The sequence below is a fragment of the Anaerolineales bacterium genome, assembly GCA_015075625.1.
Lineage (GTDB): Bacteria > Chloroflexota > Anaerolineae > Aggregatilineales > UBA2796 > UBA2796.
The window spans coordinates 683734-710397 of the sequence record JABTTZ010000002.1 but is presented as its reverse complement, the minus strand read 5'-3'; the positions used below and the strand labels follow the sequence as shown (position 1 = coordinate 710397).

Here is a 26664-nt window from a genome sequence, read left to right as displayed (position 1 = left end):
GCGGTCACTCGCTGACAGGGGCGGATGCTTTTGCCTCGGTCTTTGCCTCGGCTTTCGTTTCCGCGTTGGCTGCCGGCGCTACCGTGCTGGAATCGCCCGATGAAGACGAATCGGTTTTGGGGGCGGCATCGTCGCTTTTGGCGGTGGCGGCGGGACGCCCGCTGCTTTTGCGGTTATCGGTGACGTAGAAGCCCGATCCCTTGAAGATCACGCCGGCAGTGCCAATGACCCGATGGACTTTCCCTTCACATTCGGGGCAGACCGTCAGCGGGGCATCGCTGAACCCCTGACGATGCTCGAAACGTACCCCACAGTTATCACACAGATACTCATATAACGGCATAGCGCGATTCCTCCCATGTCAAATGGACATGCATTCATGAGATCAATCATAGCAAAGCCGCGTTAGAAGTCCATAGGAGAGTGGGAAAAGTGGGGAAAACGTGGAAAAGCGGTGGGCAAGGGGGGCGGGACGACCTGAAACGCTCTAAGCAAAGATGAGGGGTGACCCATCGCTGAATCACCCCTCATCTTAATTCACAGGCGAAATCATCTCACGCGGTGAGGCGTGGGACGGTTTGGGTCAGATTACATCCCGCCGGGGGGAGGACCAGCCTCGAAGCCTTCACCGAGGAGGTCGAGCAGTTTCACCTCAAGGTCTTCCAACGCATCTGCCGCAGGGGTCTTGCCGGTCAATGCATCATGCACCGCCGTGAAGAACAACTTGGAGACTTCGTTGTACTGCGCCGCCGTCACGGTTGAGGGACGGGGGGAGGCATTCTCGAAGACGGGGACGAGCGGTTCAATCCAAGGCGTCGCCGCAAGGACATCCGCATCTTTGTAGATTTCGGGCATCGTCGGCAGGTTGTTCAACTTCAGCCAACGGTCTTTCTGCTGTTCGGGGCTGGTGAGCCACACGGCGAGTTCCGAAGCGAGTTCGGCATTGGCGCTGTAGGCGCTGACACCCAACTGCCAACCACCGAGCGCCGCGCCGCCACCGGGCAGCGGAGCTACCGCAAACATGCCCTTAATGGCAGTTTCTTGATCGCCCGCTGCGCCACCATTGCCCAACACGTAAGCATAGGGCCAGTTGCGCATGAAGGCGGCGTTCCCTGCTTGGAAGACCTTACGAGCGTCTTCTTCTTGGTAGGTCGTCACGCCCTCAGGGGAGATCGTGCCGATCCAGCTCTTGGCGCGTTCAATCGCGGCAATCGCTTTTTCATTGTTGATGGAGACGGTCTTATCGTTCTCAACGATGGAACCACCGCCGTTACCGAACACCCATTCCACCGCGTCGCAGGTCAAGCCTTCATAGGCGTTCCCTTGCCACACAAAGCCCCAGAATTCGGCGTTGCCCTTTGCCCGTTCGCCCTCTTGAATCTTGGCGGCAGCTTCTGCCAGTTCTTCCCAAGAGGTGGGGACGGCATCGTAGCCGTATTCCTTGAGCAGGTCGGTGCGGTAGTAGAGCAGACCAGCATCGGTGAACCACGGGATACCCACCAGCTTGCCGTCTACCGTGTTGTTTTCGACAATCCGGCTGTAGAACTTATCGGCAATTCCAGCCGCCTCAACCGCCGGACCCAAGTCCAGCATATGGGGGGCAAGAATCCCGGGCCAAATCACGTCGAATTGGATCAAGTCCAAGTCGGCAGATTTCGCCGCAAAAATCTGTTGCAACTGGGCGAGGTAATCGGTGGCGCTTTGCGGTCCGAGGACAACTTCGACTTCGACGTTGTTCTCTTTTGCCCAACGATCCACGATTTCCTGGTCCTGCTTCACATCGCCGACGCTGCCGAGGAAAATACGGAGCTTCGGGGTTTGCGCCTTCGTGCTGACGGCAAAACCACTAATGGCGAGGGCAAATACCACCGCCAAAGTCAAAAAACGGAGCGTGTTTTTACGCATTAGCCTAAACCTTCCACAAATCCACTGACACACAAGTTGTTGGATACTAGGAGCGGAAATTCCTAGTGCCAATCAGAGACTTTAGCAACAGGGGGTGTCTTTGTCAAGCCGACTATGACATTGGATCATAGGAATTTGATGAGGGGGGCTTAGGGAGTGATATCCGCGACCTGATCGGGGTTTTACGCCTTAGGTGGAGCGCTTATGGCAAAGCCCTATGCTCCTATCTTGTCACTTTTCCCAAACTGTGGTATGCTATGACGTAGTTTTAAGACGTGGAAAAAGTGGGCAACCCCCACTTTTTCGCTTAATTACGCCTGAACCCACTTTCTCTCAGCCCATTTGAACATTTGTTGGAGTACCCCTACCGATGGCGAAGAGTGATTTCACCCTAGCCTTCAACGAGATTACCGAAACACACCACCTCACACGTGAGGTAGTGGTGGAAGCGCTACGTCAAGCACTCATCTCTGCTTTTCGTAAACACAGCGAGATTAGCCAAGCCCAACAGGTTGAGGCAACGGTTGATCCACTCACCACGCAGTTTCAACTCTTTGTTGAAAAAGAAGTCGTTGAGAATGATTTACAGCCCAACCCTCTGACCGAAGTTCGGCTGGCAGAGGCACAGGGGCATCACCCGCAGTGTTTGGTTGGCGAAACGGTGATGATGCCTCAGGAAGCCGAGATGAAGGACTTCGGGCGCATTGCCGCGCAGACCGCCAAACAGGTGATTTTGCAAAAAATCCGCGAGGCGGAGCGCAAATCGCTCTACGAGGAATTCAAAGACCGCGAGGGCGATCTGGTCACGGCGCAAGTGCAAAGCGTGAACAATCAACAAGTGACCGTCACCATCAATGGGCGGACGGAAGCCGTGCTGCCGGCCAAAGAGCAGATTCGCGGCGAACGGATCACTACCCATCAAAAGGTGCAGGTCGTCATCCTCGAAGTACGCGATGGCTCACGCGGACCGCAAATCATTGTCTCCCGCGCTCATAAAAATCTGCTGCGGCGGTTGCTGGAATACGAAGTTCCAGAGATTTACAACAATCAGGTGGAGATCAAGAGCATTGCCCGCGAACCCGGTCATCGCTCGAAGATCGCCGTGCAAGCGCTGCAACCCGGGATAGACCCGGTGGGCGCGTGCGTGGGAATGCGCGGGGCGCGTATCCAAAATATTGTGAAGGCGCTTCACGACGAAAAGATCGACGTGATTGAATGGAATTCCGACGCGGCGGAATTCATCAAGAAGGCGCTCAGCCCCGCCCCCGTCGCGGCGGTCTACCTTGAGGAAGATATTGATCAGGGCAACACGGCAACGGTGATCGTCCCCGATAACAGCCTCTCCCTCGCCATTGGGCGGGAAGGGCAGAACGCCCGTCTTGCCGCCAAACTAACGGGCTGGCGGATCGACATCAAGAGTCTCTCCGAGGCGGCGTTAGCGGCGTATGAGGCGCTCGATACCAGCGAGGCACTGGCAGCACTCTCTCGCGATGTGGAGATGGTGGCGGAAGTGACGCGCATCATGGAGAAAAAGCGGGCAGAACGCCCCGTTCAGCCAGAGGAATATACCACCCTGACGCGCTTTGTGCAGCGTGCTGAACAAGCGATGGTCGATGCACGCGATCACATTCGGGCGGGGCGGCGCAAAGCCTTCGATAACGTCAAGGTTGCCGTTCCCAAACACGCCTTCACGATGACCTTAGAGGAATTGGAGCTTGAGAAAGACATTCTCCATGTCCTCAAAAACCGCAACATCCTGACCGTTAGCGATTTGATGGTGCGCCTTGCTGCCGAACCGGAAATCTTAAGGGCGGCGTTTGAGGCATCGAAAATCCCTGATGAACCGATGGAAGCCATTGATGCGGCAATTTCCTCCCTTGTCCTGAGCAGAACCCCTCCCACCGAGGAACTCATCGAGATTGAGGCTGTTGCTACCGAGATGGCTGCTGAACCTACCGCGCCTATCACACTGGTAGAAACAGAGGCAGCGTTGGTGGCGGAAGCGCCCACCCCCGAAGCCGAAGAAGAGGCGCCGCCTGCGTTTGTCGATGAAGAACCGGCTGCCAAGCGCTTTACCCCACCGCCGAATTCTCGTTTGGCGCGGATGTTTGGTGGGGCAGGGCAAGCCGCACAGCCACCCGCCCCCCGTAAACCAACACCACCCACCCCCCCGCCGCCTGTCGATGTTCCAGACAAAGACGCGGAAAGCCGCCGCGATAAAAAGAAAGGTGGCAAAGGTGGGAAAAAACACCGTGAACTTATCTTCGATGAGACTCGTGGGGAGGTTGTTGCCAAACGCAAACATAAAGACGGGCGCATCCGTGATGTGGCGGATGTTGACGACGAAGAATAATGGCAACCAAAACGGGTAAACCACACCCGAAACACATTCCACAGCGAATGTGTGTTGTCTGTCGGGAGAGCGCGGCAAAGCGCACTCTAACGCGGATCGTGCGGACGCCCGATGCGGGCGTCCAGATCGACCCTAGCGGCAAGCGCAACGGACGGGGCGCGTACTTGTGCGACGACCCCGCCTGTTGGAAGCGTGCCGCCGAAACCGATGTGCTGGAAAAAGCACTGCGGACAGCGCTCACCGAGGCTGATCGCCAGCGGTTGCGCCGTGTGTAGCTGTGCCGTTCCTCACACCACTCAAACGATTCATGAACAACGCCTGTCTCACGGATGGGCAGCCCCGGCTGATGCGGTGATCCTCTCACCCTAGCCGAGTGCGCCTCCGTGTGGCATTTGCATGGAGGTGCATCTATGGCTACAGAAAAACAAATCATTGTCGTCCCCAACTACCTCACCGTCAAAGATTTAGCCGCGCTCATCGAGGCGAAACCGATTGATGTGATGAAGCAACTGATCAGCAACGGGATCATGGTCACGATCAATCAGCAGATTGACTATGACACCGCTGAGATCGTCCTTGCTGAGATGGGCTTTGAAGCACAGCCCCTCGTCAGTGAGGTAGCAAGCGAAGGCGAAGAAGGGGCGCTCCCCCAATGGCGCAAACTCTACGCCGACGAAGAGATGAAAAACCTTGTCCGCCGCCCCCCAGTGATTACCATTTTGGGGCATGTCGATCACGGCAAAACCTCCCTTTTAGATGCAATCCGCAAGGCGAACGTTGCTGAGGGCGAGGCGGGGGGTATCACGCAGCACATCGGCGCCTATATGGTCAACCACAACGGACGGAAACTCACCTTCCTCGATACACCCGGTCACGCTGCGTTCACGGCGATGCGGGCGCGAGGAGCGCAAGGGGCGGATATTGCTATCCTCGTTGTCGCCGCAGATGATGGCGTCATGCCGACGACGAAAGAGGCTATCGCCCACGCCCGTGCCGCTCGCGTGCCGATTGTCGTGGCGATGAACAAGATCGATAAGCGCAACGCCAACCCCGATAAAGTGAAGCAAGAGCTTTCCGAATACGATTTAGTTGCCGATGATTGGGGTGGGAACACGATGGTTGTTCCCGTCTCCGCCCGCGACAAAATCGGCATTGACGATTTGCTGGAAGCCGTTTTGCTCACCTCTGATGAGCTGAACATCGTTGCCAACCCAAAGGGGAAAGCGGCGGGGACGGTTATTGAATCGCGCACCGAAAAGGCACGCGGTGTCTTGGCAACCCTTCTCGTCCAGAACGGCACCCTTCGCAATGGCGATATTGTCGTGGCGGGAACAGCCCTCGGACGCATCCGCGCCATGTTTGACGAGAACGGCAAACCCCTTAAAGAAGCACCGCCCTCCACACCTGTGCAGGTGATGGGCTTGTCTGAGATTCCGCCAGCAGGTGAGTTTTTCACCGTTGTCAAAACGGAAAAAGAGGCACGCGCACGCGCTCAGCAGCACACCGAAAACCACTTAAAACCCGCCGAAGAACGCCAGGCGATCACGCTGGAATCCTTCTTTTCGCTTGTCCAAGATGGCAAGACGAAAGAACTTCTGCTGATCTTGAAAGTGGACGTCCAAGGCTCGCTCGAACCGCTGGTGAACTCTCTCAAAGAGATTAAGGTAGAGCCAATCAGCCTGAAGATTCTCCATGCGGAGGCAGGGGCGATCACCGAAAACGATGTCAATCTTGCCGTTTCAACGGGGGCGATCATCCTCGGCTTTCAGGTGGAAGCGGATGGCGCTGCCCGCAAAATTGCCGACTCCAACGGGGTGGAAATCCGCACTTATAGCGTGATCTACAATCTTTTGGAAGATGTTGAAAAAGCCCTCAAAGGGATGCTCGATCCGGTTTACGAGGACAAAGTGATCGGCATTGCCGAGGTGCGTAAAGTCTTCAAAATCCCCAAGATTGGCAAGATCGCTGGCTGTTTCGTCCGCGAGGGTGAGTTGAAACGGAATGCGAAGGTGCGCGTTCGGCGCGGACGGAACATCCTTGTCCAAGATTTGGGCGTATCGTCCCTAAAGCGCGAGACGGAAGATGTCCGCGAAGTGCGTTCCGGCTTCGAGTGTGGGGTTGCTGTTGATGGTTTTGAAGATTTCAATCCGGGCGACCTGATTGAATTTCTTGTTCGGGAGCGCGTCAGCTAAGGGCGTTAGGTGAGGATTATGACACAAGCAAACGACGCGAACGATGTAGAGGCGCTTGATTTTGAAAGCGCCTACCGCGAACTTGGTGAAGTGATCACCACCTTAGAGGCAGGCGAATCGCGCTTGGATGAGTCCGTCGCGCTCTATGAACGTGGGCGTGCGCTTGCCGCCCACTGCGAGGCGCTGCTGAATGCGGCGACGCTCCGCGTGCGTATGCTAGGGGACGACTGACCAACGGAACGGCGGCAGTGCGGGCGACTCCGTGTGGTCGCCCTTACAGGGATGGTGAACGCTAGGGGTTTGATCTTTCCTGATCTCAGCCCCATGCATTAGCGCGGGACGAGGCAGACTAGTGGGCTAGGGTTGCCAGCGCCTCGGTGATCTGTCGGATATGCGCCTCGCCATGATTGGCGTAGTATTCCAAAATGACCTGTACCGAAATATCGGCTTTCTGTTCTGGATGGTATACCACGCGCTCAAATTGGTCATCGGCGAGGCACTCAAAGAGGTAGACCCAACGAGCATGAAGGGCGGTCAGCAGCGCCAGTGAATCGGTCACATCGGCGCTGGTGGCGTCGGGCAGTTCCGCCCACATATTTTGAAGGTAAGGCTTGATCGTGGGGTGGTCTTCGGCAAGGGCGAAATGGACGCGAAGGTAGGCGTTCATATGCGAATCGGCAAGGTGGTGGACGTTCTGCGCTATCGTCCATTCCCCCTCTGGGTGCGCCAAAAGCTGCTGCTCGCTCAGCCCACCCACCAGTGCGGCGATCTGTGCCGGCAAAGCGCGAATTTTGGCGATCAACGCCTTCTGTGCATCGGTTGGCATGTCGTTATGATTCTACTTTCCCACCGTCGCCAGTGCTTCGCGGATTTGCTTTAGGTGCGCCTCGCCGTGATTGGCATAAATTTCTAACCATCCGTCAATGTTCACATCCCCATTGCGCCCCGGATGAAAAACCGTCCGCGCCCACTGCGCTTCGCTCAGGCTCTCCAAAAGGCGCAGCCAACGGCGGTGGAGCGCGTGCAAAATCGCCAGCGATGCGCTGATGTCGGCGGTGGCGTAATCGGGCAGTTCTGCCCACTGCGCCTGCTTATAGATGTGGATGGTGGGGTGGTCTTCGGTCAGGGCAAGGCGGATGCGGACATAGCCGTTCATGTGGGCATCGGCAAGGTGGTGGACGTTCTGTGCCACTGTCCATTCCCCCTCTGGGTGCGCCATGCGCTCGGTTTCGCTCAGCCCCCCCACAAGGGCGGTCAGCGCGGCGGGAAAGTCCCGCAGACGGTTTAGCAACACAATGCGTTCAGCAGTCATTAACTCAGTACCTCGTCTTCGTAATTCGTGATCTCACCGAGGCGTTTCAGGGTCAGTTCGGGCAGCCCTTCGTAAGCCTGCGCCAATTTGACATCCACCTGTTTGTTCAGTTTCTCAAAGAGGGAATTTCCCTCTTTGTCACAATCGACAATCAGGGGACCGAAATTGACGACATCCATCAGCCACATCGCCTGTGCCAAGCCCAATTCCTCGCGCCAGATTACCTGCCGGACGCGCTGAATCGCCTGTCCGTACATCGCCCCCAAGCCGTAGCCCATCAGCAGCAGATAGGTTGCCCCATTGGGGACAAAACAGGCTTTGTAAATATCTGAGGCAAGACCGCTTTTGCCAATGACGACTTTCACGCCCGTCTCGTTGAGAAGCTGTGGCATAAATTTAGCAAAACGGAAGGATGCCGTCCCCGTCGTAGCGCTGATCCGGTATTCGCCTGGGGTGTCGCCAGAGGGGGGACGGACTTCCTCCACTGCCGGAGAGGAATGAAAGTTCACGTTGAACTGCGCGAGATCAACGCCCGACGGGAGCGGCTGTTTTTCTTCCAAGTGACGGCGGAAAAAGCCTTCCCGTCCGGTGAAGATCGTCCCCGTGATATAGACGACATCGCCCATCTCCAAGATGGCGGTGTCCTCAGGGCGGACGGGCGTTGTCCAATTGTGGCGACGCAATTTATCCAGTGCGGAAGGCATTGCTCAACCTCCTCCCTAGTGAATTCGCTTCATTATGCGGTTAATCACATGGCTAATCGCGCTGTGCGGTGGCAAGGTTCACCACAAAGAGGATGATCCCGCCGACAATGACTGCCAAAAGCGCAAACAAACCAATCAGCGTGAAGGTGACGATCCCGCCACCAATATCGGCTGGCTGCGCGGGTGTGGACTCCAACGAAGGGGCGGTTGGTTCGCTCGTCGGTTCACCCGTAGCCGCCTCTGTCGGGGTGATGGTCGCCTCGGCGGTTGCCTCAGTGGTTGCTTCCGTTGTGGCTTTTGCCGTCGCTTCAGTAGTTGCCGCAACCGTTGCCGCGCTTGTCGGTTCACTCGTTGGGACAGTGGTTGGGGCAGCGGTTGCCAAAGCAGTCGGTTCATTTGTCGGCACGGCGGTGGCAACGATGATCTCTGCCGTCGCTGCCGCTACCGCTGTGGTAGGCGCCGTGGTCGCGGCTGCCGTTGGCGCTTCTGTCACCGCTTCGGTGGCGGGTGCGGTGGGCGGGGCGTCGGTCACAAGACGGATGGGCGTTGCCGCCGAAATCGTTGCCGTAGCGAGGACAGCCCCCCGTGTGGGGAGTTCGAGAGGCGTTGCAACGAGCGTCACCGGAAGGGGGATGACGATCTCCGTCGTAGGTGTGATGGGCAGCGGTGTTTCACTCGCCGGGGCGCTGGTCGCCTCCGCTGTCGCCCCCTGTGGGGTGACGGGGATCGGCGTTTCGCTAGGCGGCAAGGGCGAGGGCGTTGGGCTGATGGTGATCTGCGCGACGGCAGTCAGGGTTGTTTGGGCGGTGGCTGTGCCAGCGGCACGGGCGGTGACTGTCGCCACCGAATCAACAGACGAACAACCCGCAGCGAGGCACGCTGCGAGGATAAAGGCGATGAGAATCAGCGAATGGCGCGTGGGCATGAACGCTTAACTTCCTGCGTGTGTATGAGATGAACCAAGAATTTCAACTGACGAACTTCCAAGCCGCCTAGATTGTACCCAAAAGTTGGCAGGTGGGAATGGTGGAAGGGATGAAATGAGGGTGGTAGGTTCTCAATTGCCAACACGGGGGCTACCGGAGAGGACTATCGGGGCGCCCGTACTGAAACAGCGGGCTAAAATCAGCCACCCCTACCGAACTTAAAAGCAAAGACAGGCGTCTCGGTTTAAGCCCCTTCGGTATCTTAACAAATCCTAACGCGGCGCTGGCGTGTGTTTGCCTTTCCACAAGCCGATCTGGTGATACCATGCCAGCGTGTGACGAACGCCCTCCGCGAAGGAAATAGGCTGAAACCCAAGCCCCACTCGCGCTTTTTCGCTGCTCACGTTCCAATCGTAAAAAACATAGGTGCGCAGATTGATCGGATAATACGGCTCAATGCGGGTTAGACGGCTAATTGCCTCCCATGCCCGTGCAAGAATGACCAGCGCCCCATTGGGGACGTTGATCCGCCAACGGGGAATGCCCGCTTCCTCGCTGACAATGCGGTTTACGGCTTTGTGGGTGATTGGTGGATTGCTTAGATTATAGCGCTCACCGGGGATGCCCTGTGTCAGGGCAAGGATCGCCGCCCGCGCCACATCTCCCACATAAATCGGAAAGGTCAGGTTGCGCCCACCATTGACTTGTAAGCGAATTCCTTTCAAGGGGTCTTCGATAAAGAGGCGGTTAAAAGCATAGCGGCTGTGCGGTCCGTAAAATGCCCCCGGACGCAAGACGACAGCCGCCAACCCATGATCGCGGTGGGCAGCAAGGACAGCACATTCCCCTTCATATTTGCTCACTTGGTAGGGGTCAACGGGGGCAGGTGGGTAGCTTTCATCAATCACCCTTCCCCGTTGCGGTGTGCCAATAACGACAACGGTAGAGATATGGATAAATTTCTCCACGCCCGCTGCAACTGCCGCATTTAGGACGTTTTGTGTCCCCTTGAGGTTCGTCTGGTTGAAATCGCCCGCCAACCCCCAAAAACTGAACAAGCCGGCTGCATGAATCACATAGCGACAGCCCACCACCGCCTTGTTCATGAGCGCCGCATCTTCCACCGCACCGGAGATAATCTCTACGTTGGGGAGCGCTTGAAGCCAAGCGTGATCCTGCGGGCGGCGGGTGAGGGTGCGAACGCGAAAGCCCGATTGGGCAAGCAAGGGCAGCAAACTACGCCCCAGATGCCCTGTTCCGCCTGTGACGAAAACCGTATCCGTCATGCCAATTCATAACCAACGGCACGAAGGAAGGCTTGGGCAATGACCGCCGCCCCCGCTGCGTTGGGGTGAAATTTATCGGCAGACCACACCTGCGGGACAGTGTATTTGGTAGCGTTATCCCACGCCGCCTGAAGGTTGATGAAGCGTGCCTTGAACTCGGTGGCAAGCGTTGCCACCGCCGCGCCATAACTATCCATCATCTTGCGGAGGGGATCATTTTTGTTTGGCTCGATAACGAACGGCGTCATGAGGATGAGCGTCCCCACGCCGGAATCGACGGCGCGTTTTAGAAGGCGACGGAGCGTCGTTTGATAGTCCTCAAGCGGGACAGCCGTCGCCTTATCCCCGCTGAACTGCCGCCAGACATCGTTGATCCCCACACAGACGGAGAGGTAATGGGGACGCTCTTGGATAGCGTCTGTCTCCCAGCGGCTGCTGAGATCACGGACGGTGTTTCCATTGATCCCACGATTCACCATGGCAAGGTTGAGCGTTGGATAGCGGGCGATTAGAAAATTGCGGACGGTGTTCACATAGCCACTGCCATAGGGAATTGCCACATCACGCCGTCCAGCGTCAGTAATGCTATCGCCCATAAAGAGGAGTTTCTTGTTTGGTTCAAACAGAAGGGGCATCGCTGGGAATGTCCTTATATTGTTGTAGCAGCCTTCATGATTGGACTGCCTGGGTCACAACCTGCCCCTTTGCCGCAAGGCGGGGTAACCAAGACCAACTGCCTAAGTTCTAACAATCCTACGGTTATGCGGCTTCATAGAAAACCGTGCCATCTTGCATTCTAGGCGGATGGTTGTTCAGTAGGGTCGGCAGGAGCAGCGGGAGGAGCCGGAGCAACCGAGGCGACAGATGGATCGGGCGTTTCCACCATCGGCACGGTGAAGAAAAACTCTGTCCCCTCGTCAAGCTCGCTCTGAAAGCCCATCTCCCCGCCATGTGCCTCGACAATGCGTTTGGCAATAACCAGCCCCAAGCCCGTCCCTTGTGTGTATCCCGCCGTATCCGCTGCGCGGAAAAACTTCTCAAAGAGGCGTTTTTGGTTCTCTTGGGAAATGCCGGGACCTGTATCACGCACGCCAACCCGCGCCATCTTATCCGTTGGGGTGTCTTCATTGGGGAGCGTCTCCAGGGGGATCGCCGTGATGAAAATCTCACCGCCGATACGGTTGTATTTGATAGCGTTTGTCAAAAGGTTTAAGAGGACTTGCTTCAGCTTGCCGCGATCTGCATTCAAGATTAGGTCTGTGGTCTGGCTGCGAATAACAATCTGGCGCCCTTCTGCTTGCGGGCTGACAATATCCATGCTCTCGACAAGCAGGTTTGAGACATTAAAAACCGAGGTTTCCAACCGCGCCCGCCCTGATTCCAAGCGTGCTAAATCGAGGAAATCCGTTGTCATGTGGGCAAGGCGATCTGTCTCGCTGACGATGGTCTGGATAATGTCTGTACGTCGTTTATCAGGAAGATCAGGGCGAAGAAGCAGGGTTGTGCTTGCCTTCAGCGCAGCAAGGGGTGTCCGCAGTTCGTGAACCATCTCCGAGACGAAATCGCTTTGCTGGAACAGGCGGGCATTTTCAATGGCAACTGCCGCTTGTGCCGCCAGTGTCGTTAGGGTATTCACATCATCTTCTGTCCAGTTTGACCCCTCACGCTTATTCACCGCCTGAACAACGCCAATCACCTTGTCGTAGGCGATCATTGGTACACACAGGAGGTTGCGCGTGGTGAAATCGACCAGCTTATCGACGCCTTGAAAATGGCGGGGGTCGTTTTGGGCGTCCTCAACAAGGACAGGTTCACCGGTCTTGACCACCCATCCGGCAAGGCTACCTTCAATAGGGACAACGATAGCCTCAATTGCCCCGCGTGTCATCGTCTGGTGCGAGGCGGCTTCAAAGCGCAGTTCGCCGGTCTTTTGATCCAAGAGCATGATCGAGGCAGTCTCTGTATCGCAGAGTTCGGTTGCCGCACGGATGATCCGTCCTAGCAGCGTGCTGAGATCAAGTGTGGAGTTCAATTGGCGGCTGATTTCCATCAGCCGTTCATAACGCGCCATCAACTGCAAATAGTTGCGGATCGCTACTTCGTTACTGTACAGTGGCACTGGTTGGTTCGACATCCCTAGGACTCCCGCGCCCCCTCTCTCTTCGCTTCAATTATAGCCAGCGCTGGCTAGGACTCAAACAAAGAGATTATCCCGTTAACTGATTTCAGCCAGCGTTGTCTTTTCCATAATGTCCAGAATCACGTCCCGTATGTGGGCGAGAACCTTCAGCAGGTTTTCTTCTTTTTCGACAGGCGTTGCCCGATAAAAATATTTGCTCACCGATTCCGTCGGGGCAAGCGGTCCATCCAGCAAGCGGACAATCTCGGCAAGGGTGATCTCAGTGGGCGATTTTGCCAAACGGTAGCCGCCGCGCTGCCCTTTTTGGCTAGTGAGGAAATGCCCCCGTTTTAGGGTGAGCAGAATTTGCTCTAAAAATTTGGGGGGGATGTTCTGCGCGGTGGCGATCACGTCAACGGGCGTGAAGGCGTCACTTTCTGGTGCTTTGCGGGCAAGGTAGATTAAGGCGAGAAGTGCGTATTCACTGCGCGTTGTGAGTTTCATAAGGTAGGTCTCAGGTACAAACTATACAAGAGGATTGTACCCACAAACCTAAATTCGTGGCGGATGTGGCGCGGTTGTCGTATTCGCCCATGTTAGGCGTAGACGCTCCGCTCCTCTTCTATAGGGCGAGAACGGCGGGCGACCACACGGGGTCGCCCCTACAGGATGCGGGTGAGAGCGGCGTGGTCTGGTATTGCAGTACCCTCACTGGTTGGATTGCAACCAGCCTTCCTACAAGAAAGACGGGCGTCGTTCGTTTTCCCTTGATCACCACCGCCTGCCCATCGGTAAGTATATGGGGATAAGCGGGGCTGTCAACCACTGAGGGGTCAATCTCGTTGAAAAATGCTGTAGGACTTACGCACTTGAACGTGTTTACCCTGTATTCATGGAAAGGGGAAGTTTGAGGAGGCTTCCCCCTCAAACAATGGATCCCCCCTTCTCCCGCAGGGAGAAGGGGGGTAGGAGGATGTGGGCAACTGCGTAATGTCTATTCTCTACAGAAGCGATCCGGCATCCATCGCTGCTGGAATAGGCAGCCCCATCAGCGTCAGCAGCGTCGGACTCATGTGGCACAGATTACCCTCACGAAGGGGCGGCTTGCTGCCATCGGGCGTAATCAGGATGAGTGGGACGCGGTTCATCGTATGCGCCGTGTGGGGCTGTCCCGTTTCGGGGTCAATCATCATCTCACAGTTGCCATGATCCGCCGTCACAAGGACGGTTGCCCCTACCTCGCGGAGCGCCTCTAAAAGCCGTTTCAACTGCCCATCCACCGTCTCCACCGCTTTGATCGCCGCCGCCAACACGCCTGTATGCCCAACCATATCGGGGTTGGCGTAATTCAGCAGGATAAAATCATATTTCCGGCTCAGGATCGCCTCTACCGCTTTATCGGTGAGCGCCACCGCCGACATTTCCGGCTTGTAATCATAAGTTGGCACATCCTTCGGGGAAGGCACAAGGATGCGCTCCTCGCCCGCGTAGGGTTCATCGCGCTGCCCGTTGAAAAAGAACGTCACATGGCGGTATTTTTCCGTCTCTGCCATGTGAAGCTGCGTTTTTCCCGCCTTGCTCAGAACTTCTGCCAAACAGGTTTCCTGTGCGGGGCGAATGAAGGCACGGGGAGCAGTGACATCATCCCCCCACGTCCCCATCGAAACAAAGTGCAGATCACTCACCTTTTGGCGGGGGAAGCCATCGAAGGAATCGCTCATCAGCGCGTAATAAATCTGCCGCATTCGATCCCCACGATAGTTGAAGCCGATGATCGTATCGCCGGATTCGATGCGGGCAACCGGAGCGCCCAACGCAGTGCGGATCACATAGGGGTGAAGGAATTCGTCTGTTGTCCCTTCAGCATAGGCGGCGTCTACAGCGGCAAGCGGATCGGTGGCGCTGCGCTCGGCAATCCCAGAGACAAGGGCGTTATAGGCAGCCTCTGTCCGTTCCCACCGTTTGTCACGATCCATGACATAGTAGCGCCCGATAACTGTCGCTATCGCCCCAATACCTGCCTTCTTTAGATGGTCTTGGAGGGCGCTCAGGTAGCCTTTCCCGCTGGAGGGCGGCGTATCGCGCCCATCGGTGAAGGCATGGAGGGCAAGGCGTTTCACCCCCCGCGCTTTTGCCATATCAATCAGGGCATAAATGTGCGTGTTATAGCTGTGAATACCGCCATCGCTGACCAAACCCATGAGGTGCAGCGTGCCAGACTTTGCCGCTCGATCCATCGCCTTGCTGAGGACGGGATTTTTTAGAAAGTCACCGTTCTCGATTTGGCGATCAATAAAGGTCAGGTCAGTGTAAATCATCGTCCCGGCGCCGAGGTTCAAATGCCCTACCTCGCTGCCCCCAATCTGCCCTTTGGGAAGCCCGACATTCTCGCCTGATGCGCCGAGCGTTGTGGTGCTGTACTGCCCACTTTCCCACAGGTGGTTAAAGGTGGGGACATGCCCCAATTTGACGGCATTGCCGGCTGTTTCCTCACGCAGTCCCCACCCATCCAAAATAATCAGCATGACGGTCATGTGATCGACGTTCCCCTTCTATGATGTTTCAGACTAGCCTAGTGTGACTCGAAGTGAGCATTCGGGCGACCCTCGCCGTTGTGTGATCGGACAGCTCCCCTCAACCACCGCTGACGGGCGGAAGAAGCGCCACCTGATCGCCCGATTGAAGGGGGTGAGAGAGATGAACAAGAACATCGTTCACGGCGTAGGCAACAGATACCAAACGTTCCGACAGGGTGGGATAATACGCTTTGAGCCGCTCAGCCATATCCGCTATGGTGGGGGCAGGGTCGAGTAGGGTGAAGACCAGCGTTCGGATGCCCATTTCTTGTTTCAGGACGCCGTAAAAGGTAAGGTGCAGTTCGATCATTAGCCGCCCACCTTATGCATTTCGACCTTTTGCGGACGGGGTGAGTTCTCATTGACCTCCGCCCGTATTTCGGAATAACGATCCGTGCGGCGCAGCCACGCCCCGCTGATCATCGCGCTTAGTTCCTCGTCTGCTGCGCCAGCGCGGAGCGGTGTTCGCAGGTCTATCCCCTTTGTGGCAAACAAACAGGTGTACAGCGAGCCATCGGCAGAGAGCCGCAGCCGTGTACACACCCGACAAAAGGGTTTTGTCACCGAGGCGACAATCCCGATCTCGCCGGCGCCATCACGGTAGCCAAAACGAAGGGCAACCTCGCCTGAATAATTTGCGGGGAGCGGCTCAAGTCCCATGTCTCCGCCGATGAGGGAGAGCATTTCCTCAGCAGTGACGACCTGATCGAGTGACCAACCGTTGTGGTTGCCCACATCCATGTATTCGATCAGACGCAGGATGTACCCGCGTCCCTTGCAAAACTGGGCGAGGTCGCGCAGGGTGTGATCATTCACCCCTTTTTGGATCACGGCGTTAATCTTCAGGGGGGCAAAGCCGGCACGTTCCGCCGCCGCGATTCCCTCCAAGACACGCCCCAGACTTGAACGCCCCCCGTTCATCGCCTGAAAAACCCCATCATCCATGCTGTCGAGGCTGATCGTCAGACGGTGCAGTCCGGCTGCCTTCAATGCTTCGGCTTTGGTGGGAAGAAGATAGCCGTTTGTGGTTAGGGCAAGGTCTTGAACGCCCTCTAGAGCAGCGAGATCGCGAATGAGCGCTTCAACCTTTGGGCGCATGAGCGGCTCACCGCCCGTCAGACGGAGCTTTTGCGCCCCCAACGCGATGAACAAGCGGCTTAGGCGGGTGATTTCCTCAAAAGTCAGCAGCGTTTCGGTGGGCAAAAAGCGGTAACTATCGCCAAAAACCGCCGCTGGCATACAGTACGGGCAGCGAAAATTACAGTGATCGGTCAGGGAGATACGCACATCGCGCAAGGGGCGCTGAAGACGATCCATTGGCATGAGGGAGAACCCCGCTGGTACATGAATAATCCAAGTATCTGAAAAAAACGTCGAAATAGCAAGCGAAAAGGTATTTTTCTGAGCCGATCATCATCAGAGAACCGGAGATCAGGATCGATCATGGCATCTTCCGCCCTACCGTGCCACAATTAAATAGCAATCCGAAACGAAAATTAGGAGAATTCACGAATCATGCCTACTCCGGCAGAGTATTTGGTGGCGAACCACACCACCTTCTTAGAAGACTTGAAAGCCTTTTTACGGATTCAGAGCGTTAGCACCCTGCGCGAGAAAAACCCTGAGACACGCCAAGCGGCAGCCTTTGTTGTTGACCATCTGAAGGCAGCGGGAATGACTCGTGTGGAACTCTTTGAGACGAACCGCCACCCAATTGTGTATGGCGAGTGGCTAGGCGCACCGGGCAAACCAACCGTCCTCGTCTATGGGCATTACGATGTTCAGCCCGCCGACAAAGTGAAAGATAAATGGACAACAGACCCTTTCGAGCCTGTTGTTGTCGATGGCAAACTCTATGCACGGGGCAGCACAGACGATAAAGGGCAAATCCTTGCCGATATAAAAGCGGCACAGGCGTGGATGCAGACGACGGGATCGCTCCCTGTGAACATCAAATTTCTGGTTGAAGGTGAGGAAGAAATCGGCTCGGAAAACCTTGATGCCTTCATCGAGACACACCTTGATCTCTTGCGCTGCGATGTTGCCGTCGTCTCTGATACGGCGGTGGTTGACCTGAACACCCCAAGCCTCACCTACGCCTTGCGCGGCTTGGTCTATATGGAGCTAGAGGTTTGGGGTCCGAAAGTGGATTTGCACTCTGGGCAGTGGGGGGGGAGTGTCCATAACCCCTTGCAAGCGCTCTGCGAGATCATCACCGCGCTGCATAACCCCGATGGGAGCATCAGCGTGACGGGCTTTTACGACAAAGCAAAGCCGATCAGCGCCGAAGAACGCGCCGCCATTGCCGAAGTGCCGCTCACGGAGGAATCGTGGCGTGCCTCAACGGGCGCGGCGGTGGCATGGGGTGAGCCAGCCTATACCCTTCGGGAACGGATCAGCGCACGCCCCACCCTTGAAGTTCATGGGCTAATCGGCGGCTTTACGGGGGAAGGATCAAAGACCGTCCTCCCTGCCTCGGCAAAGGCAAAGATAAGCTGCCGCCTTATTCCCGACCAAGACCCTTTCGAGATTTATGACCTGATCAAGCAGTACGTGGCGACGATTACCCCGCCGGCGGTGCGCAGCGAGGTGCGCCTTTTGAACACCGGCTACCCAGCGATGGTGCCGATTGATTCGCGGGCGGTTGCGGCGGCAAAGAATGCCTATACGCGGGGATGGGGAAAACAACCCGTCTTTGTCCGCGAGGGCGGGTCGATTCCGGTGGTGGCAACCTTCAATAAGCATCTGGGAGCGCCCGTGCTGCTGGTTGGCTATGGGCTGCCCGATGATGGCGCACACGGACCGGATGAGCATTTCTATCTGGACTGCTTCTACAAGGGGATGGCGACGATGGCGGCGCTCTTGGAGAATCTCGGTGGGATGACGCCGGATGAGGTGCGGGGCTGAGCGTGCCAACACGCTCGATCTCGTGCGTGATTCCCCCTCAGTCCGCACAAGAATGGGCGAGGGGGTGGAGGCTGCCGGTAAGAGGTTTTAATGTGCCAAAATTTGCGATAAAAACAATTTTGTTCGCTCGTGCTGCGGGTTGGTAAAGAACGCCGACGGCGTATTTTCCTCCACAATCACGCCCCGATCAAAGAAGATGACGCGATCCGCCACTTCGCGGGCAAAGCCCATCTCGTGGGTCACACAGAGCATTGTCAGCCCTTCTTTTGCCAAATCGCGCATGACATCGAGAACTTCTTTGATCATCTCCGGGTCAAGGGCGCTGGTTGGCTCGTCAAAGAGCATGATGCGAGGCTGCATTGCCAACGCCCGCGCAATGGCAACACGCTGCTGCTGCCCGCCGGAGAGTTGACCGGGATATTTATGCGCTTGTTCGGGGATGCGCACACGCTCTAGCAGTTCCATGGCGATCTTTTCCGCTTTCCCCTTTGCCCAACGCCGGACATTGATGGGCGCAAGGGTGATGTTCTGCAACACGGTGAGGTGCGGAAACAAATTGAACTGCTGAAAGACCATTCCGATCTCGCTGCGGATTTTAGCAATATTACGGACATCATTCGTCAGGCTAATGCCATCCACGATAATATCGCCCTTTTCGTGTTCTTCGAGGCGGTTGATGGTGCGAATGAAAGTTGATTTTCCCGACCCCGATGGGCCGCAAATGACGAGAACTTCGCCCGCCATGATCTCTACACTCACCCCGCGCAGGGCGTGGTAATCGCCATACCACTTGTGGACATCACGGACGGTGATAATCGTTTCTTTGGTGGCTGAATCACCCATGATCAAATCCCCTTTGGGGGGATTGTAACGAGTTTGCCAAAAACGAGAAAGGTAGGGCGTTCGGTGACGCTGCTACAGAGTGAGACGGGATGGGACGGACGCCCCAGGGGGCGCCCCTACAAAGAGTGTACATCCCGCACTAGATAGTGCGATCTACTGCCTCGGCAATCTTCTTGATCTCACCCACCATCTTGGCAAATTTTTCCGGGCGGAGCGACTGCGCCCCATCGGAAAGGGCGTTCGCCGGATCGCAGTGGACTTCAATGATCAAGCCATCAGCGCCCGCAGCAATTGCTGCCCGCGCCGCTGCCGTGACATACTCTGCCTTGCCTGTCGCGTGGCTTGGATCGGCAATCACCGGAAGGTGTGTTTTCTCTTTCAGGACGGGGATAGCGTTAATATCGAAGGTATTGCGGGTATACGTCTCGAAGGTGCGGATTCCACGCTCGCAAAGCATAACACGTTCGTTCCCGTGTGAGAGGATGTACTCCGCCGCCATGAGCAGTTCTTCCATGGTGGACATCATCCCCCGCTTCAAGAGGACAGGATGCTGAGACTCGCCAGCGGCATGGAGCAGCGCATAGTTTTGCATGTTCCGTGCGCCAATCTGCAAGACATCGGCATACTTTTTCACAAGGTCGATCATGGCGGGTTCCATCACCTCGGTGACAACGGGCAGTCCGGTTTTTTCCCGCGCCTCGGCAAGCATCTCCAAGCCCTTCTCGCCTAGCCCCTGAAAGGCATAGGGGGAGGTACGCGGCTTGAATGCGCCACCGCGCAGTGCTGTTGCGCCAGCTTCTTTCACCGCTTGTGCCGTCTCTAAGATTTGGTTGCGACTCTCTACCGAACAGGGCCCGGCGATGATAGCAATCTTGGAACTGCCCACTTCCATCCCATTCAGGCGGACGAAGGTGGGGTGTGGGTGAAAATCGCGGCTGGCAAGTTTATAGGGGGCGCTGACGCGGGTAACGCGCTCTACACCGGGCATTACGGCGAAAATATCTGGCTCTGGGACTTTCCGATCATCCCCAATAATTCCGATCACGGCACGTTCCTCCCCTTCACTTAAATGCGCACGAAAGCCTAATTCCTTGATGCGGGCGATCACCGCTGAGGTTTCTTTGGTGGTAGCAGCGATGGACATTATGACGATCATCACGAGTTCTCCTCCTGTATTGGTTGTGTTTCTGGCTGATCTGGCTTAAAACCGTGTGGGTAAAGGGCATCTAGCTCATCGTCTTCAACAATGATGGGCATTTTCCGATCTGGACGAAGGTGTTCCGCCCCACGAATATAAACATGGTGAACTTCATTTTGCGCCCGTGTGGTATTCCAATGAACAAGCACGCGGATACATTGGGGCAGCCCGTGTGGGATTGCCATCTCGTGGGCGCACATCAGAGCGACATTCAACCACCCCAACTGCCGCGCTGCAATTGCAGGGTAATCGGCGTTTAGGTCAAGGGTCGTTGTGAAAAAAGCGCTTGCCACATCATCGGGGGCAATGCCGTTTGCTTTGATGATCAGCCGCAGCAGTTCTCGTGTTGCCGTCAGAATTGCCTCTCGTGTGTTCACGGTGACGGTGGTTGCCCCGCGCACACCTCGACAGACCTTCCCGCCGATTCCGTTTGGATAGCCCATCCCTTCCCCTCCCTGTGATATACCCCACCCTGAATAGCGCTGATGAACCTCTCTTATTCCCGATCTCTACGCAAAAAAAAGCCACTGAGCGGCTGCTCAGTGGCTTTTGACATCCATTGCCTTGCGGCGTTGGCGTTTTCAGCTACCCAGCGTCAACCGCTCTAAGGGGGTGCCCTTAAAGTAATAAAACGAGTAGCTAAAAAAGAATTTGCCGTTGCGCTGCATGGGTTTGGTTTGTATCTATTCTATGCGTTTTCGTAGAATGTCATTAGCATAACACGAGATTGTGTTAAGGATCAACAGTAATTTGTTGTGCGGAATATACAAAGCCGTTTTTCAACTCTTTAGGTTTGATCAGCTTAAACCCCGCCCCTTTCCAGACCTCTTGCCCATTCTGAACTGGTGAACGGTGAAGAAGGACATCGATCACACCGCGTAAAATACCATAACCATAGTTCAGATGGTAGAGCAAAAACAAAAACGGCAAGATGGGGAGCATCCATTTGCCATATTTGTAGCTTTGCTGTGCGGCACTGATCAGCGCCAAGATGCCGTAGAGGAGGAGAATCATCCCGTAGGGCAAGACCAACACCGGCAGCAGGTGGATAGCGAGTATCCCCTTAAGCAGCCCTAGCAAGAACAAGCCCGGTATGGCATGGCGGGGGGAAAAACTGTAGGGAGCAACTACCCACATGTAGGGATTCCAGCGCCCGGTATAGCGTGCCTGCTGAAACAACTCACCGAGTGTTGGCTCATTGTAATAATAGATGCGGATGTCGGGGTTCAGCCAGATGCGCCCTCCGGCAGAGGTCAGGCGGCGGTTGAATTCGTAATCTTGGTTGCGCACCAAGCGTTCATCAAACAAGCCAATCTTTTCAAAAACGTCTCGTCGGTAGCACCCGAAGGGAACGGTATCGACATAGGCGCTTGTTGTCTCTAAGCGGAATTCGGCATCGCCCACGCCAAAACTGTGCGTCGTCAGCGCTTGGATCAGGCTGGCTTGGCGTGTTTCATCTTTCCGCTGGGGAATGACAACGCCGCCCACATTATCGGCATTACTGCTCATCGCCGTATCTAGACATAAGCTGAGGTAATCCGAAGGGTACATGCTGTGGGCGTCCAAGCGAACGATCCAGCGCCCCCGCGCCTCCCGAATCCCAATATTCATTGCTGTCGGGACGATCTGATAGGGATTGTCTAAAACACGCATGTATTTGGGATAGCGCATTGTCCACCAGGCAAGGGCATTTCGCGTGCCATCAGTAGACATACCATCCACCACAATTACTTCAAAGGAGCCAGAATTTAATTCAAAATTTAAGACAGACGTTAAGCACGTATCAATAAAATTAATCTCGTTCAGACAAGGGATGATGATCGTTACAACAGGTATGTCATTCACCTTGCCTCTGCCTCCCCAGTAAGTTCGATGAGGGCGCGGCGCAGCACATTAACTGCCCGCAAGTATTCATCGATCTCGATATGTTCTTCCGGGGTGTGATCGAGTGTCGAGTCACCGGGTCCATAGGCGACAATCGGACACGACCAGACCGCTCCGACGATGTTCATATCGGATGTTCCTGTTTTGTAGACATAGCCCGGTTTGCCGCCTACATCACGAATGGCATTGTTAAATACACGAGTCAGTGGGGTATTTTTCTCCGCCCGATAGGTGCGTTCTCCCCCGCGTGGGGTCAACGTTCCCAATTCCGCAAAATCACCCAGACGGGCGAACAGATCATCGGGGGTAATATCGGGTGGCAGCCGAAAGCCGAGCGTCATTTCCGCCGTATCGTGGAAGCCATCGCTGCGCGACTGAATTGAACGGATGGAAGCAAACACCTGATCAAATGCCTTATCCCGCCCTTCGTTGATCTGGGCAACTGCCGTTTGCACAGCGTTCCAATAGCGCACCGCATGTTCAATGGCGTTTGGTTCAAGGCGGGCAGTATGAACGACAGGGCGCATACAGCAGTAATCGACCAACAGCCGCCCCTTATAGCCCAGTGTGATCCGATCCCAACGGCTTGGTTCACCAATGACGACGTATTCAGGGGTATAGACGCTGAGGGCATGGTGCGCCCCTTTACTGGTGATCGCTTCTTCTTCTGTTGCCCCAATGACGACAATTCGCCAGCCTTCCCGCGCCCCGACAAGGGCTGCTGCACAGGCGAAGGTGGCAAGGGGTCCTTTGGCGTCCACCGTCCCGCGCCCATACAGCTTGCCGTCCCCGAGGGTGACTGGAATATAGCCGGCAACGGTGTCAATATGCCCCAAGAGGACGATCTCCCGCGAACCTGTGCCAATGACACCCACCGCGTTGTCGGCGGCATCGACAAAGGCGTTGTCAAAGCCCATCGCCGTCATTTGGGCGGCAAGGTACTCCGACGCCCGCCGTTCTTGGTGGGAAGGGCTGTAGTGTTCAACCAGCCCTTTCAATACGGCGAGAGGATCAAGGCTGATTCCAGCGGGTGTGGTATGGGTCATAGCCATAATCGGGCGAGGATCGCCTCCGTCATTGCCTGTGTGCCAGCCTCACCGCCCAGATCGCGGCTGTAGATACCATCATAAAGGGTTGCCCACACCGCTCGTTCAATACGTCCAGCGGTTTCTGGTTGTCCAACATGCGCCAAGAGCATTGCCGCGCTGAGGATCGCCCCTGTGGGGTTGGCAACCCCCTGCCCGGCAATATCCGGCGCTGAGCCATGCACCGGCTCAAAATAGGCGATTTTTCCCGCCCCTATGTTTGCTGAGGGGGCAATACCCAACCCGCCAACCAAACCCGCCGCTTCATCGGAGAGAATGTCTCCAAAGAGGTTTTCGGTAACGATCACATCAAACCGCGCCGGATTTTTAACCAACCACATAGCGCAAGCGTCCACCAGAAGTTCATCGACTGCCACATCAGGAAATTCTGCTGCCACGCGGAAACACACCTCCCGAAACAAGCCGTCTGTTTCTTTCAAAACATTAGCCTTGTGGACGATGGTCACGTTTTTGCGGGGTCGTTTTTGGGCAGCGGCAAAGGCATAGCGGGCGATACGTTCTGTGGCGGGGACGGTGATCACCCGTTCGCTGATTGCCGTGTCGCCCTCGCGCCGTTCACGCCCGCTGTACATCCCTTCGGTGTTTTCGCGGACGATTAGAAGGTCAATCCCCGGCGGGCAGCCCGGCACGGGCAGCGAGACGGTGGGGCGCAGATTGGCGTAGAGATCAAAGGCGCGGCGCATGGCAAGGACAGGGGAACGGTAGCCTTCCACCTTTGTCGAAGGGGATTGCGTTGCCCCGAAAAGAGTTCCATCGGCGGCGCGGATTGCTTCTAGGGTTGCAGGGGGAAGAGCATCACCCTGTTTTTGGAAACAAGCCCAACCCGCTTCCGCTTCGCTGAAGTGAATATCCAGCCCTAATGCTTCTAAGACCCGCCGTGCAGCGGGAATGACTTCCGCGCCCACACCATCGCCGGAAATCAAACACACGTTGATTGCAGCCATAACGCCCTTTTGAGTCGATGTCTAAGACGATGATTTGGCGCTTTGCCGAGACTTAGTAGGTCTCGGTTGTCGTCAAATAGGAAGATGAGACCTTTATGCGGTTAGGGGTGTGACTGTGCCGCCAGTTTTACTTTGAGCATCTCGATCAGCCCGCCCGCTTCTAAAATTGTTTTCAGCGAAGGCGATAATTGGGGAAACTCAAAGATCCCTGCCCCACAGGTGATGGTGCATGTCTCTGTATCGACAGTGACGACCTCCCCGGATTCGATTGCCGCCACTGCCGCCGGACAGACCACCGGCAGCAAACCACCGTTCACCGCATTCCGAAAGTAGATACGGGCGATGGATTTGGCGATGAGAACGCGCACCCCCGCCGCCACCAAACAGGTCACGGCTTGCTCTCGTGACGATCCGTTCCCCCAATTGTTTCCACCAACGAGTATATCGCCAGCGCGGACGGTCTTGGCAAAGGTCGGATCGAGGTCTTCGAGGGCGTGCGCTGCCATCTGTGCCAGATCGGATACCGTGTAGGTGTATTTGCCGGGGAAGATTACATCCGTGTTGACGTTATCGCCGTAGACCCATGTTTTCCCTGTATAGCGCATCCTTATGTATTTGATCCTCTAAACGAACCACAAACAAGAGCAAATCATGATAGATTGAGACACTATAGCACTAAATTGCCTTGAAGGGAATTCTCCTCTTGCCGAATTTCCAAAATGCATTATACTAGTATCTTGATAGGGAAAGTTCAATAGTTAAGGTCACCCTCATGGTTGTTTGGGGAATGCTGAATCAGATGTGCTGTGGCTGTATGATGTGTAGTGCGCGTTGCGTACTATGGCGTCCGGTTGCGTCACGCTGAAAAGTCGCTCCCCTGCGACGGTGTGTGAAAAGCCCTGAGCCATAGTGCCGGGGCTTTTTTGTTGCCTTTTCTAGATGACTTGCCCTGCGATAGGGTGGTGTGGCGAAGTGGGAACGCTATGGTCTGCAAAACCGTAACGAGTGGGTTCGACTCCCACCACCACCTCTGAGCGAAACCTGTCCGTCCCAATTGCGCTCATCGTTCAAGGAGTTTTTCTACCATGTCTGGATCAAACGGAAACAACCACGAATTGTCGTTCCATACCCAAGCGCTTCATGCGGGGTACAGCCCTGACCCAACCACCCGCGCCCGCGCCGTGCCGCTTTACCAAACGACGAGTTATCAGTTCAAGAACACCGATCACGCTGCGGCGCTCTTTGCCTTGCAAGAGGCGGGGAACATCTACACGCGGATCATGAACCCGACGAACGATGTCTTTGAGCAACGCATCGCCGCCTTAGAGGGGGGTATTGGGGCGCTGGCAACGGCGTCTGGGCAGTTCGCTGAGACACTGGCAATCCTCACACTAGCCGATACGGGTGACGAGATCATTTCTTCGGCGGCGCTTTACGGCGGGACGTACACGCTCTTTTCGCAATCGCTCCGCCGTTTGGGGATCACCACCCACTTTGTGGAAGGGGATGATCCCGCCGATTATGAACGCCTGATTAATGATAAAACACGGGCGATCTACCTCGAAACAATTGGCAACCCAAAATTGGAAATCCCCGATTTTGAGGGAATCGCCAAGGTTGCCCATAAGCATGGCGTTCCAGTGATTGTCGATAACACCTTTGGGACGCCTTACCTGATCCGCCCCTTTGAATACGGAGTCGATATTGTCGTTCACAGCACGACGAAATGGATCGGTGGGCATGGCTTGAGCATCGGCGGGGTGATTGTGGACAGCGGGAAATTCGATTGGAAGGCAAGCGGGCGGCATCGCGGGATTGTTGCCCCCGAACCCGCCTACCATAACGCAGTTCTGGCAGATGTGGCAGGGGCAGCAGCCTTCATCATCCGCGCTCGCGTCGTCGGCTTGCGCGATTTCGGCGGCTCGCAAGCGCCTTTCAACAGTTTCTTGAACATCATCGGCTTGGAAACGCTTGCCCTGCGCGTTCAGCGCCATGTGGAAAATGCATTGGCGGTGGCGCAGCATCTTGAAAAACACCCCGCTGTCGCATGGGTGAATTACCCGGGTCTGCCCAACCACAAGAGCTATGAACGGGCGAAGAAATACCTTCCTAAAGGCGCGGGTGCGGTGATTGGGTTTGGGATTAAAGGGGGGCGCGAGAGCGGACGCGCCTTCATTGATAACTTGAAAGTGTTTAGCCACCTTGCCAACGTGGGCGATGCGCGGTCTCTCGCCATTCATCCGGCAAGCACGACCCACAGCCAACTGAGCGCGGAAGAACAGAAGGCGACGGGCGTCACTGAGGACTATGTGCGTTTGGCCGTGGGCATTGAGGATATCAAGGATATTCTTTGGGATTTGGATCAGGCGTTGGCGGTGGCGCAAAGCGCTCTGACAACAGCCTAACAAA

At 55.9% G+C, this 26664-nt stretch carries 27 protein-coding genes and 1 tRNA gene; 7 read left to right on the top strand and 21 right to left on the bottom strand.

The features are described 5' to 3' along the window. Nucleotides 1–4 precede the first annotated feature (4 nt). Nucleotides 5–343, bottom strand: coding sequence for an FmdB family transcriptional regulator (locus HS103_11770; protein MBE7513473.1), 339 nt, complete (start codon nucleotides 341–343; stop codon nucleotides 5–7). A 245-nt stretch (nucleotides 344–588) separates the two neighbouring features. After that, nucleotides 589–1905, bottom strand: coding sequence for an ABC transporter substrate-binding protein (locus HS103_11765; protein ID MBE7513472.1), 1317 nt, complete (start codon nucleotides 1903–1905; stop codon nucleotides 589–591). Nucleotides 1906–2275: 370 nt separating this feature from the next. On the opposite strand from HS103_11765, the gene nusA reads away from it, so the two are divergent. The 4 genes from nusA (at nucleotide 2276) to HS103_11745 (ending at nucleotide 6681) form a co-directional block, all read left to right on the top strand. Then, nucleotides 2276–4258 carry a transcription termination/antitermination protein NusA gene (gene nusA / locus HS103_11760; protein MBE7513471.1) on the top strand — a complete coding sequence of 661 codons (1983 nt, stop codon included), beginning with the start codon at nucleotides 2276–2278 and terminating at the stop codon, nucleotides 4256–4258. Continuing rightward, nucleotides 4258–4533, top strand: coding sequence for a YlxR family protein (locus HS103_11755; GenBank protein ID MBE7513470.1), 276 nt, complete (start codon nucleotides 4258–4260; stop codon nucleotides 4531–4533). Before nusA ends, HS103_11755 begins: the two co-directional genes overlap by 1 nt. Before the next feature lie 135 nt (nucleotides 4534–4668). Next, nucleotides 4669–6450: a translation initiation factor IF-2 gene (gene infB / locus HS103_11750; GenBank protein MBE7513469.1), complete on the top strand. Its 1782-nt coding sequence runs from the start codon at nucleotides 4669–4671 to the stop codon at nucleotides 6448–6450. An 18-nt stretch (nucleotides 6451–6468) separates the two neighbouring features. Continuing rightward, entirely contained in the window at nucleotides 6469–6681 is a 213-nt protein-coding gene (locus HS103_11745; protein ID MBE7513468.1) for an exodeoxyribonuclease VII small subunit, read from the top strand. 118 nt (nucleotides 6682–6799) lie between these two features. On the opposite strand, the gene HS103_11740 is transcribed toward HS103_11745, so the two are convergent. The 12 genes from HS103_11740 to moaA form a co-directional block, all read right to left on the bottom strand. Continuing rightward, the gene (locus HS103_11740) at nucleotides 6800–7276 is read right to left on the bottom strand and encodes a DinB family protein (protein ID MBE7513467.1); all 477 of its coding nucleotides are present in this window, start codon (nucleotides 7274–7276) and stop codon (nucleotides 6800–6802) included. 12 nt (nucleotides 7277–7288) lie between these two features. Beyond that, entirely contained in the window at nucleotides 7289–7762 is a 474-nt protein-coding gene (locus tag HS103_11735) for a DinB family protein (protein MBE7513466.1), read from the bottom strand. Continuing rightward, a complete protein-coding gene (locus tag HS103_11730) occupies nucleotides 7762–8466 on the bottom strand; it encodes a fumarate hydratase C-terminal domain-containing protein (GenBank protein ID MBE7513465.1) in 705 nt (234 codons plus the stop codon). Before HS103_11730 ends, HS103_11735 begins: the two co-directional genes overlap by 1 nt. Nucleotides 8467–8518: 52 nt before the next feature. After that, on the bottom strand, nucleotides 8519–9391 hold the full coding sequence (locus HS103_11725; GenBank protein ID MBE7513464.1) for a hypothetical protein: 873 nt from the start codon (nucleotides 9389–9391) through the stop codon (nucleotides 8519–8521). A 273-nt stretch (nucleotides 9392–9664) separates the two neighbouring features. Beyond that, nucleotides 9665–10678 carry an NAD-dependent epimerase/dehydratase family protein gene (locus HS103_11720; protein MBE7513463.1) on the bottom strand — a complete coding sequence of 338 codons (1014 nt, stop codon included), beginning with the start codon at nucleotides 10676–10678 and terminating at the stop codon, nucleotides 9665–9667. Next, nucleotides 10675–11313, bottom strand: coding sequence for an SGNH/GDSL hydrolase family protein (locus HS103_11715; protein ID MBE7513462.1), 639 nt, complete (start codon nucleotides 11311–11313; stop codon nucleotides 10675–10677). Before HS103_11715 ends, HS103_11720 begins: the two co-directional genes overlap by 4 nt. 161 nt (nucleotides 11314–11474) lie before the next feature. After that, the gene (locus HS103_11710; GenBank protein ID MBE7513461.1) at nucleotides 11475–12812 is read right to left on the bottom strand and encodes a GAF domain-containing sensor histidine kinase; all 1338 of its coding nucleotides are present in this window, start codon (nucleotides 12810–12812) and stop codon (nucleotides 11475–11477) included. Nucleotides 12813–12893: 81 nt separating this feature from the next. Next, nucleotides 12894–13301: an Rrf2 family transcriptional regulator gene (locus tag HS103_11705; protein MBE7513460.1), complete on the bottom strand. Its 408-nt coding sequence runs from the start codon at nucleotides 13299–13301 to the stop codon at nucleotides 12894–12896. 118 nt (nucleotides 13302–13419) lie between these two features. After that, nucleotides 13420–13623 carry a hypothetical protein gene (locus tag HS103_11700; protein MBE7513459.1) on the bottom strand — a complete coding sequence of 68 codons (204 nt, stop codon included), beginning with the start codon at nucleotides 13621–13623 and terminating at the stop codon, nucleotides 13420–13422. A gap of 175 nt (nucleotides 13624–13798) precedes the next feature. Continuing rightward, complete coding sequence (locus HS103_11695; protein ID MBE7513458.1) at nucleotides 13799–15331, bottom strand: 2,3-bisphosphoglycerate-independent phosphoglycerate mutase; 1533 nt, start codon at nucleotides 15329–15331, stop codon at nucleotides 13799–13801. Nucleotides 15332–15431: 100 nt separating this feature from the next. Beyond that, nucleotides 15432–15683 (bottom strand): MoaD/ThiS family protein, encoded by a 252-nt coding sequence (locus tag HS103_11690; GenBank protein MBE7513457.1) that lies wholly within the window; start codon nucleotides 15681–15683, stop codon nucleotides 15432–15434. After that, complete coding sequence (gene moaA / locus HS103_11685; protein ID MBE7513456.1) at nucleotides 15683–16696, bottom strand: GTP 3',8-cyclase MoaA; 1014 nt, start codon at nucleotides 16694–16696, stop codon at nucleotides 15683–15685. The genes HS103_11690 and moaA overlap by 1 nt, the downstream gene beginning before the upstream one ends. Nucleotides 16697–16888: 192 nt before the next feature. On the opposite strand from moaA, the gene HS103_11680 reads away from it, so the two are divergent. Beyond that, a complete protein-coding gene (locus HS103_11680; protein MBE7513455.1) occupies nucleotides 16889–18280 on the top strand; it encodes a dipeptidase in 1392 nt (463 codons plus the stop codon). Between the two features lie 87 nt (nucleotides 18281–18367). Here HS103_11680 and HS103_11675 read toward each other — a convergent pair whose 3' ends face one another. The 7 genes from HS103_11675 to HS103_11645 all read right to left on the bottom strand — a co-directional run bounded on the left by HS103_11675 (nucleotide 18368) and on the right by HS103_11645 (nucleotide 24860). Continuing rightward, complete coding sequence (locus HS103_11675) at nucleotides 18368–19123, bottom strand: amino acid ABC transporter ATP-binding protein (protein MBE7513454.1); 756 nt, start codon at nucleotides 19121–19123, stop codon at nucleotides 18368–18370. A gap of 139 nt (nucleotides 19124–19262) precedes the next feature. After that, entirely contained in the window at nucleotides 19263–20279 is a 1017-nt protein-coding gene (aroF, locus tag HS103_11670; GenBank protein ID MBE7513453.1) for a 3-deoxy-7-phosphoheptulonate synthase, read from the bottom strand. Continuing rightward, nucleotides 20279–20764 carry a chorismate mutase gene (gene aroH / locus HS103_11665; protein MBE7513452.1) on the bottom strand — a complete coding sequence of 162 codons (486 nt, stop codon included), beginning with the start codon at nucleotides 20762–20764 and terminating at the stop codon, nucleotides 20279–20281. Before aroH ends, aroF begins: the two co-directional genes overlap by 1 nt. A 289-nt stretch (nucleotides 20765–21053) precedes the next feature. Further along, on the bottom strand, nucleotides 21054–22166 hold the full coding sequence (locus tag HS103_11660) for a glycosyltransferase family 2 protein (protein ID MBE7513451.1): 1113 nt from the start codon (nucleotides 22164–22166) through the stop codon (nucleotides 21054–21056). Continuing rightward, nucleotides 22163–23227: a [LysW]-lysine hydrolase gene (locus HS103_11655; GenBank protein ID MBE7513450.1), complete on the bottom strand. Its 1065-nt coding sequence runs from the start codon at nucleotides 23225–23227 to the stop codon at nucleotides 22163–22165. The genes HS103_11660 and HS103_11655 overlap by 4 nt, the downstream gene beginning before the upstream one ends. Nucleotides 23228–23247: 20 nt before the next feature. Further along, nucleotides 23248–24255: an isocitrate/isopropylmalate dehydrogenase family protein gene (locus tag HS103_11650; protein MBE7513449.1), complete on the bottom strand. Its 1008-nt coding sequence runs from the start codon at nucleotides 24253–24255 to the stop codon at nucleotides 23248–23250. A gap of 101 nt (nucleotides 24256–24356) precedes the next feature. Then, entirely contained in the window at nucleotides 24357–24860 is a 504-nt protein-coding gene (locus tag HS103_11645) for a 3-isopropylmalate dehydratase (protein MBE7513448.1), read from the bottom strand. Between the two features lie 353 nt (nucleotides 24861–25213). On the opposite strand from HS103_11645, the gene HS103_11640 reads away from it, so the two are divergent. Both HS103_11640 and HS103_11635 read left to right on the top strand, forming a co-directional pair. After that, nucleotides 25214–25285, top strand: a tRNA-Cys gene (locus HS103_11640). A gap of 55 nt (nucleotides 25286–25340) precedes the next feature. Beyond that, nucleotides 25341–26660 (top strand): O-acetylhomoserine aminocarboxypropyltransferase/cysteine synthase, encoded by a 1320-nt coding sequence (locus tag HS103_11635; protein ID MBE7513447.1) that lies wholly within the window; start codon nucleotides 25341–25343, stop codon nucleotides 26658–26660. The last annotated feature ends 4 nt before the right edge of the window (nucleotides 26661–26664 follow it).

Bases quoted from the DNA above. Each gene is read 5' to 3' on its own strand.
- HS103_11770 (MBE7513473.1), bottom strand. From the start codon at position 343: ATGCCGTTATATGAGTATCTGTGTGATAACTGTGGGGTACGTTTCGAG.
- HS103_11765 (MBE7513472.1), bottom strand. From the start codon at position 1,905: ATGCGTAAAAACACGCTCCGTTTTTTGACTTTGGCGGTGGTATTTGCC.
- nusA (MBE7513471.1), top strand. From the start codon at position 2,276: ATGGCGAAGAGTGATTTCACCCTAGCCTTCAACGAGATTACCGAAACA.
- HS103_11755 (MBE7513470.1), top strand. From the start codon at position 4,258: ATGGCAACCAAAACGGGTAAACCACACCCGAAACACATTCCACAGCGA.
- infB (MBE7513469.1), top strand. From the start codon at position 4,669: ATGGCTACAGAAAAACAAATCATTGTCGTCCCCAACTACCTCACCGTC.
- HS103_11745 (MBE7513468.1), top strand. From the start codon at position 6,469: ATGACACAAGCAAACGACGCGAACGATGTAGAGGCGCTTGATTTTGAA.
- HS103_11740 (MBE7513467.1), bottom strand. From the start codon at position 7,276: ATGCCAACCGATGCACAGAAGGCGTTGATCGCCAAAATTCGCGCTTTG.
- HS103_11735 (MBE7513466.1), bottom strand. From the start codon at position 7,762: ATGACTGCTGAACGCATTGTGTTGCTAAACCGTCTGCGGGACTTTCCC.
- HS103_11730 (MBE7513465.1), bottom strand. From the start codon at position 8,466: ATGCCTTCCGCACTGGATAAATTGCGTCGCCACAATTGGACAACGCCC.
- HS103_11725 (MBE7513464.1), bottom strand. From the start codon at position 9,391: ATGCCCACGCGCCATTCGCTGATTCTCATCGCCTTTATCCTCGCAGCG.
- HS103_11720 (MBE7513463.1), bottom strand. From the start codon at position 10,678: ATGACGGATACGGTTTTCGTCACAGGCGGAACAGGGCATCTGGGGCGT.
- HS103_11715 (MBE7513462.1), bottom strand. From the start codon at position 11,313: ATGCCCCTTCTGTTTGAACCAAACAAGAAACTCCTCTTTATGGGCGAT.
- HS103_11710 (MBE7513461.1), bottom strand. From the start codon at position 12,812: ATGTCGAACCAACCAGTGCCACTGTACAGTAACGAAGTAGCGATCCGC.
- HS103_11705 (MBE7513460.1), bottom strand. From the start codon at position 13,301: ATGAAACTCACAACGCGCAGTGAATACGCACTTCTCGCCTTAATCTAC.
- HS103_11695 (MBE7513458.1), bottom strand. From the start codon at position 15,331: ATGACCGTCATGCTGATTATTTTGGATGGGTGGGGACTGCGTGAGGAA.
- HS103_11690 (MBE7513457.1), bottom strand. From the start codon at position 15,683: ATGATCGAACTGCACCTTACCTTTTACGGCGTCCTGAAACAAGAAATG.
- moaA (MBE7513456.1), bottom strand. From the start codon at position 16,696: ATGCCAATGGATCGTCTTCAGCGCCCCTTGCGCGATGTGCGTATCTCC.
- HS103_11680 (MBE7513455.1), top strand. From the start codon at position 16,889: ATGCCTACTCCGGCAGAGTATTTGGTGGCGAACCACACCACCTTCTTA.
- HS103_11675 (MBE7513454.1), bottom strand. From the start codon at position 19,123: ATGGGTGATTCAGCCACCAAAGAAACGATTATCACCGTCCGTGATGTC.
- aroF (MBE7513453.1), bottom strand. From the start codon at position 20,279: ATGATCGTCATAATGTCCATCGCTGCTACCACCAAAGAAACCTCAGCG.
- aroH (MBE7513452.1), bottom strand. From the start codon at position 20,764: ATGGGCTATCCAAACGGAATCGGCGGGAAGGTCTGTCGAGGTGTGCGC.
- HS103_11650 (MBE7513449.1), bottom strand. From the start codon at position 24,255: ATGGCTGCAATCAACGTGTGTTTGATTTCCGGCGATGGTGTGGGCGCG.
- HS103_11645 (MBE7513448.1), bottom strand. From the start codon at position 24,860: ATGCGCTATACAGGGAAAACATGGGTCTACGGCGATAACGTCAACACG.
- HS103_11635 (MBE7513447.1), top strand. From the start codon at position 25,341: ATGTCTGGATCAAACGGAAACAACCACGAATTGTCGTTCCATACCCAA.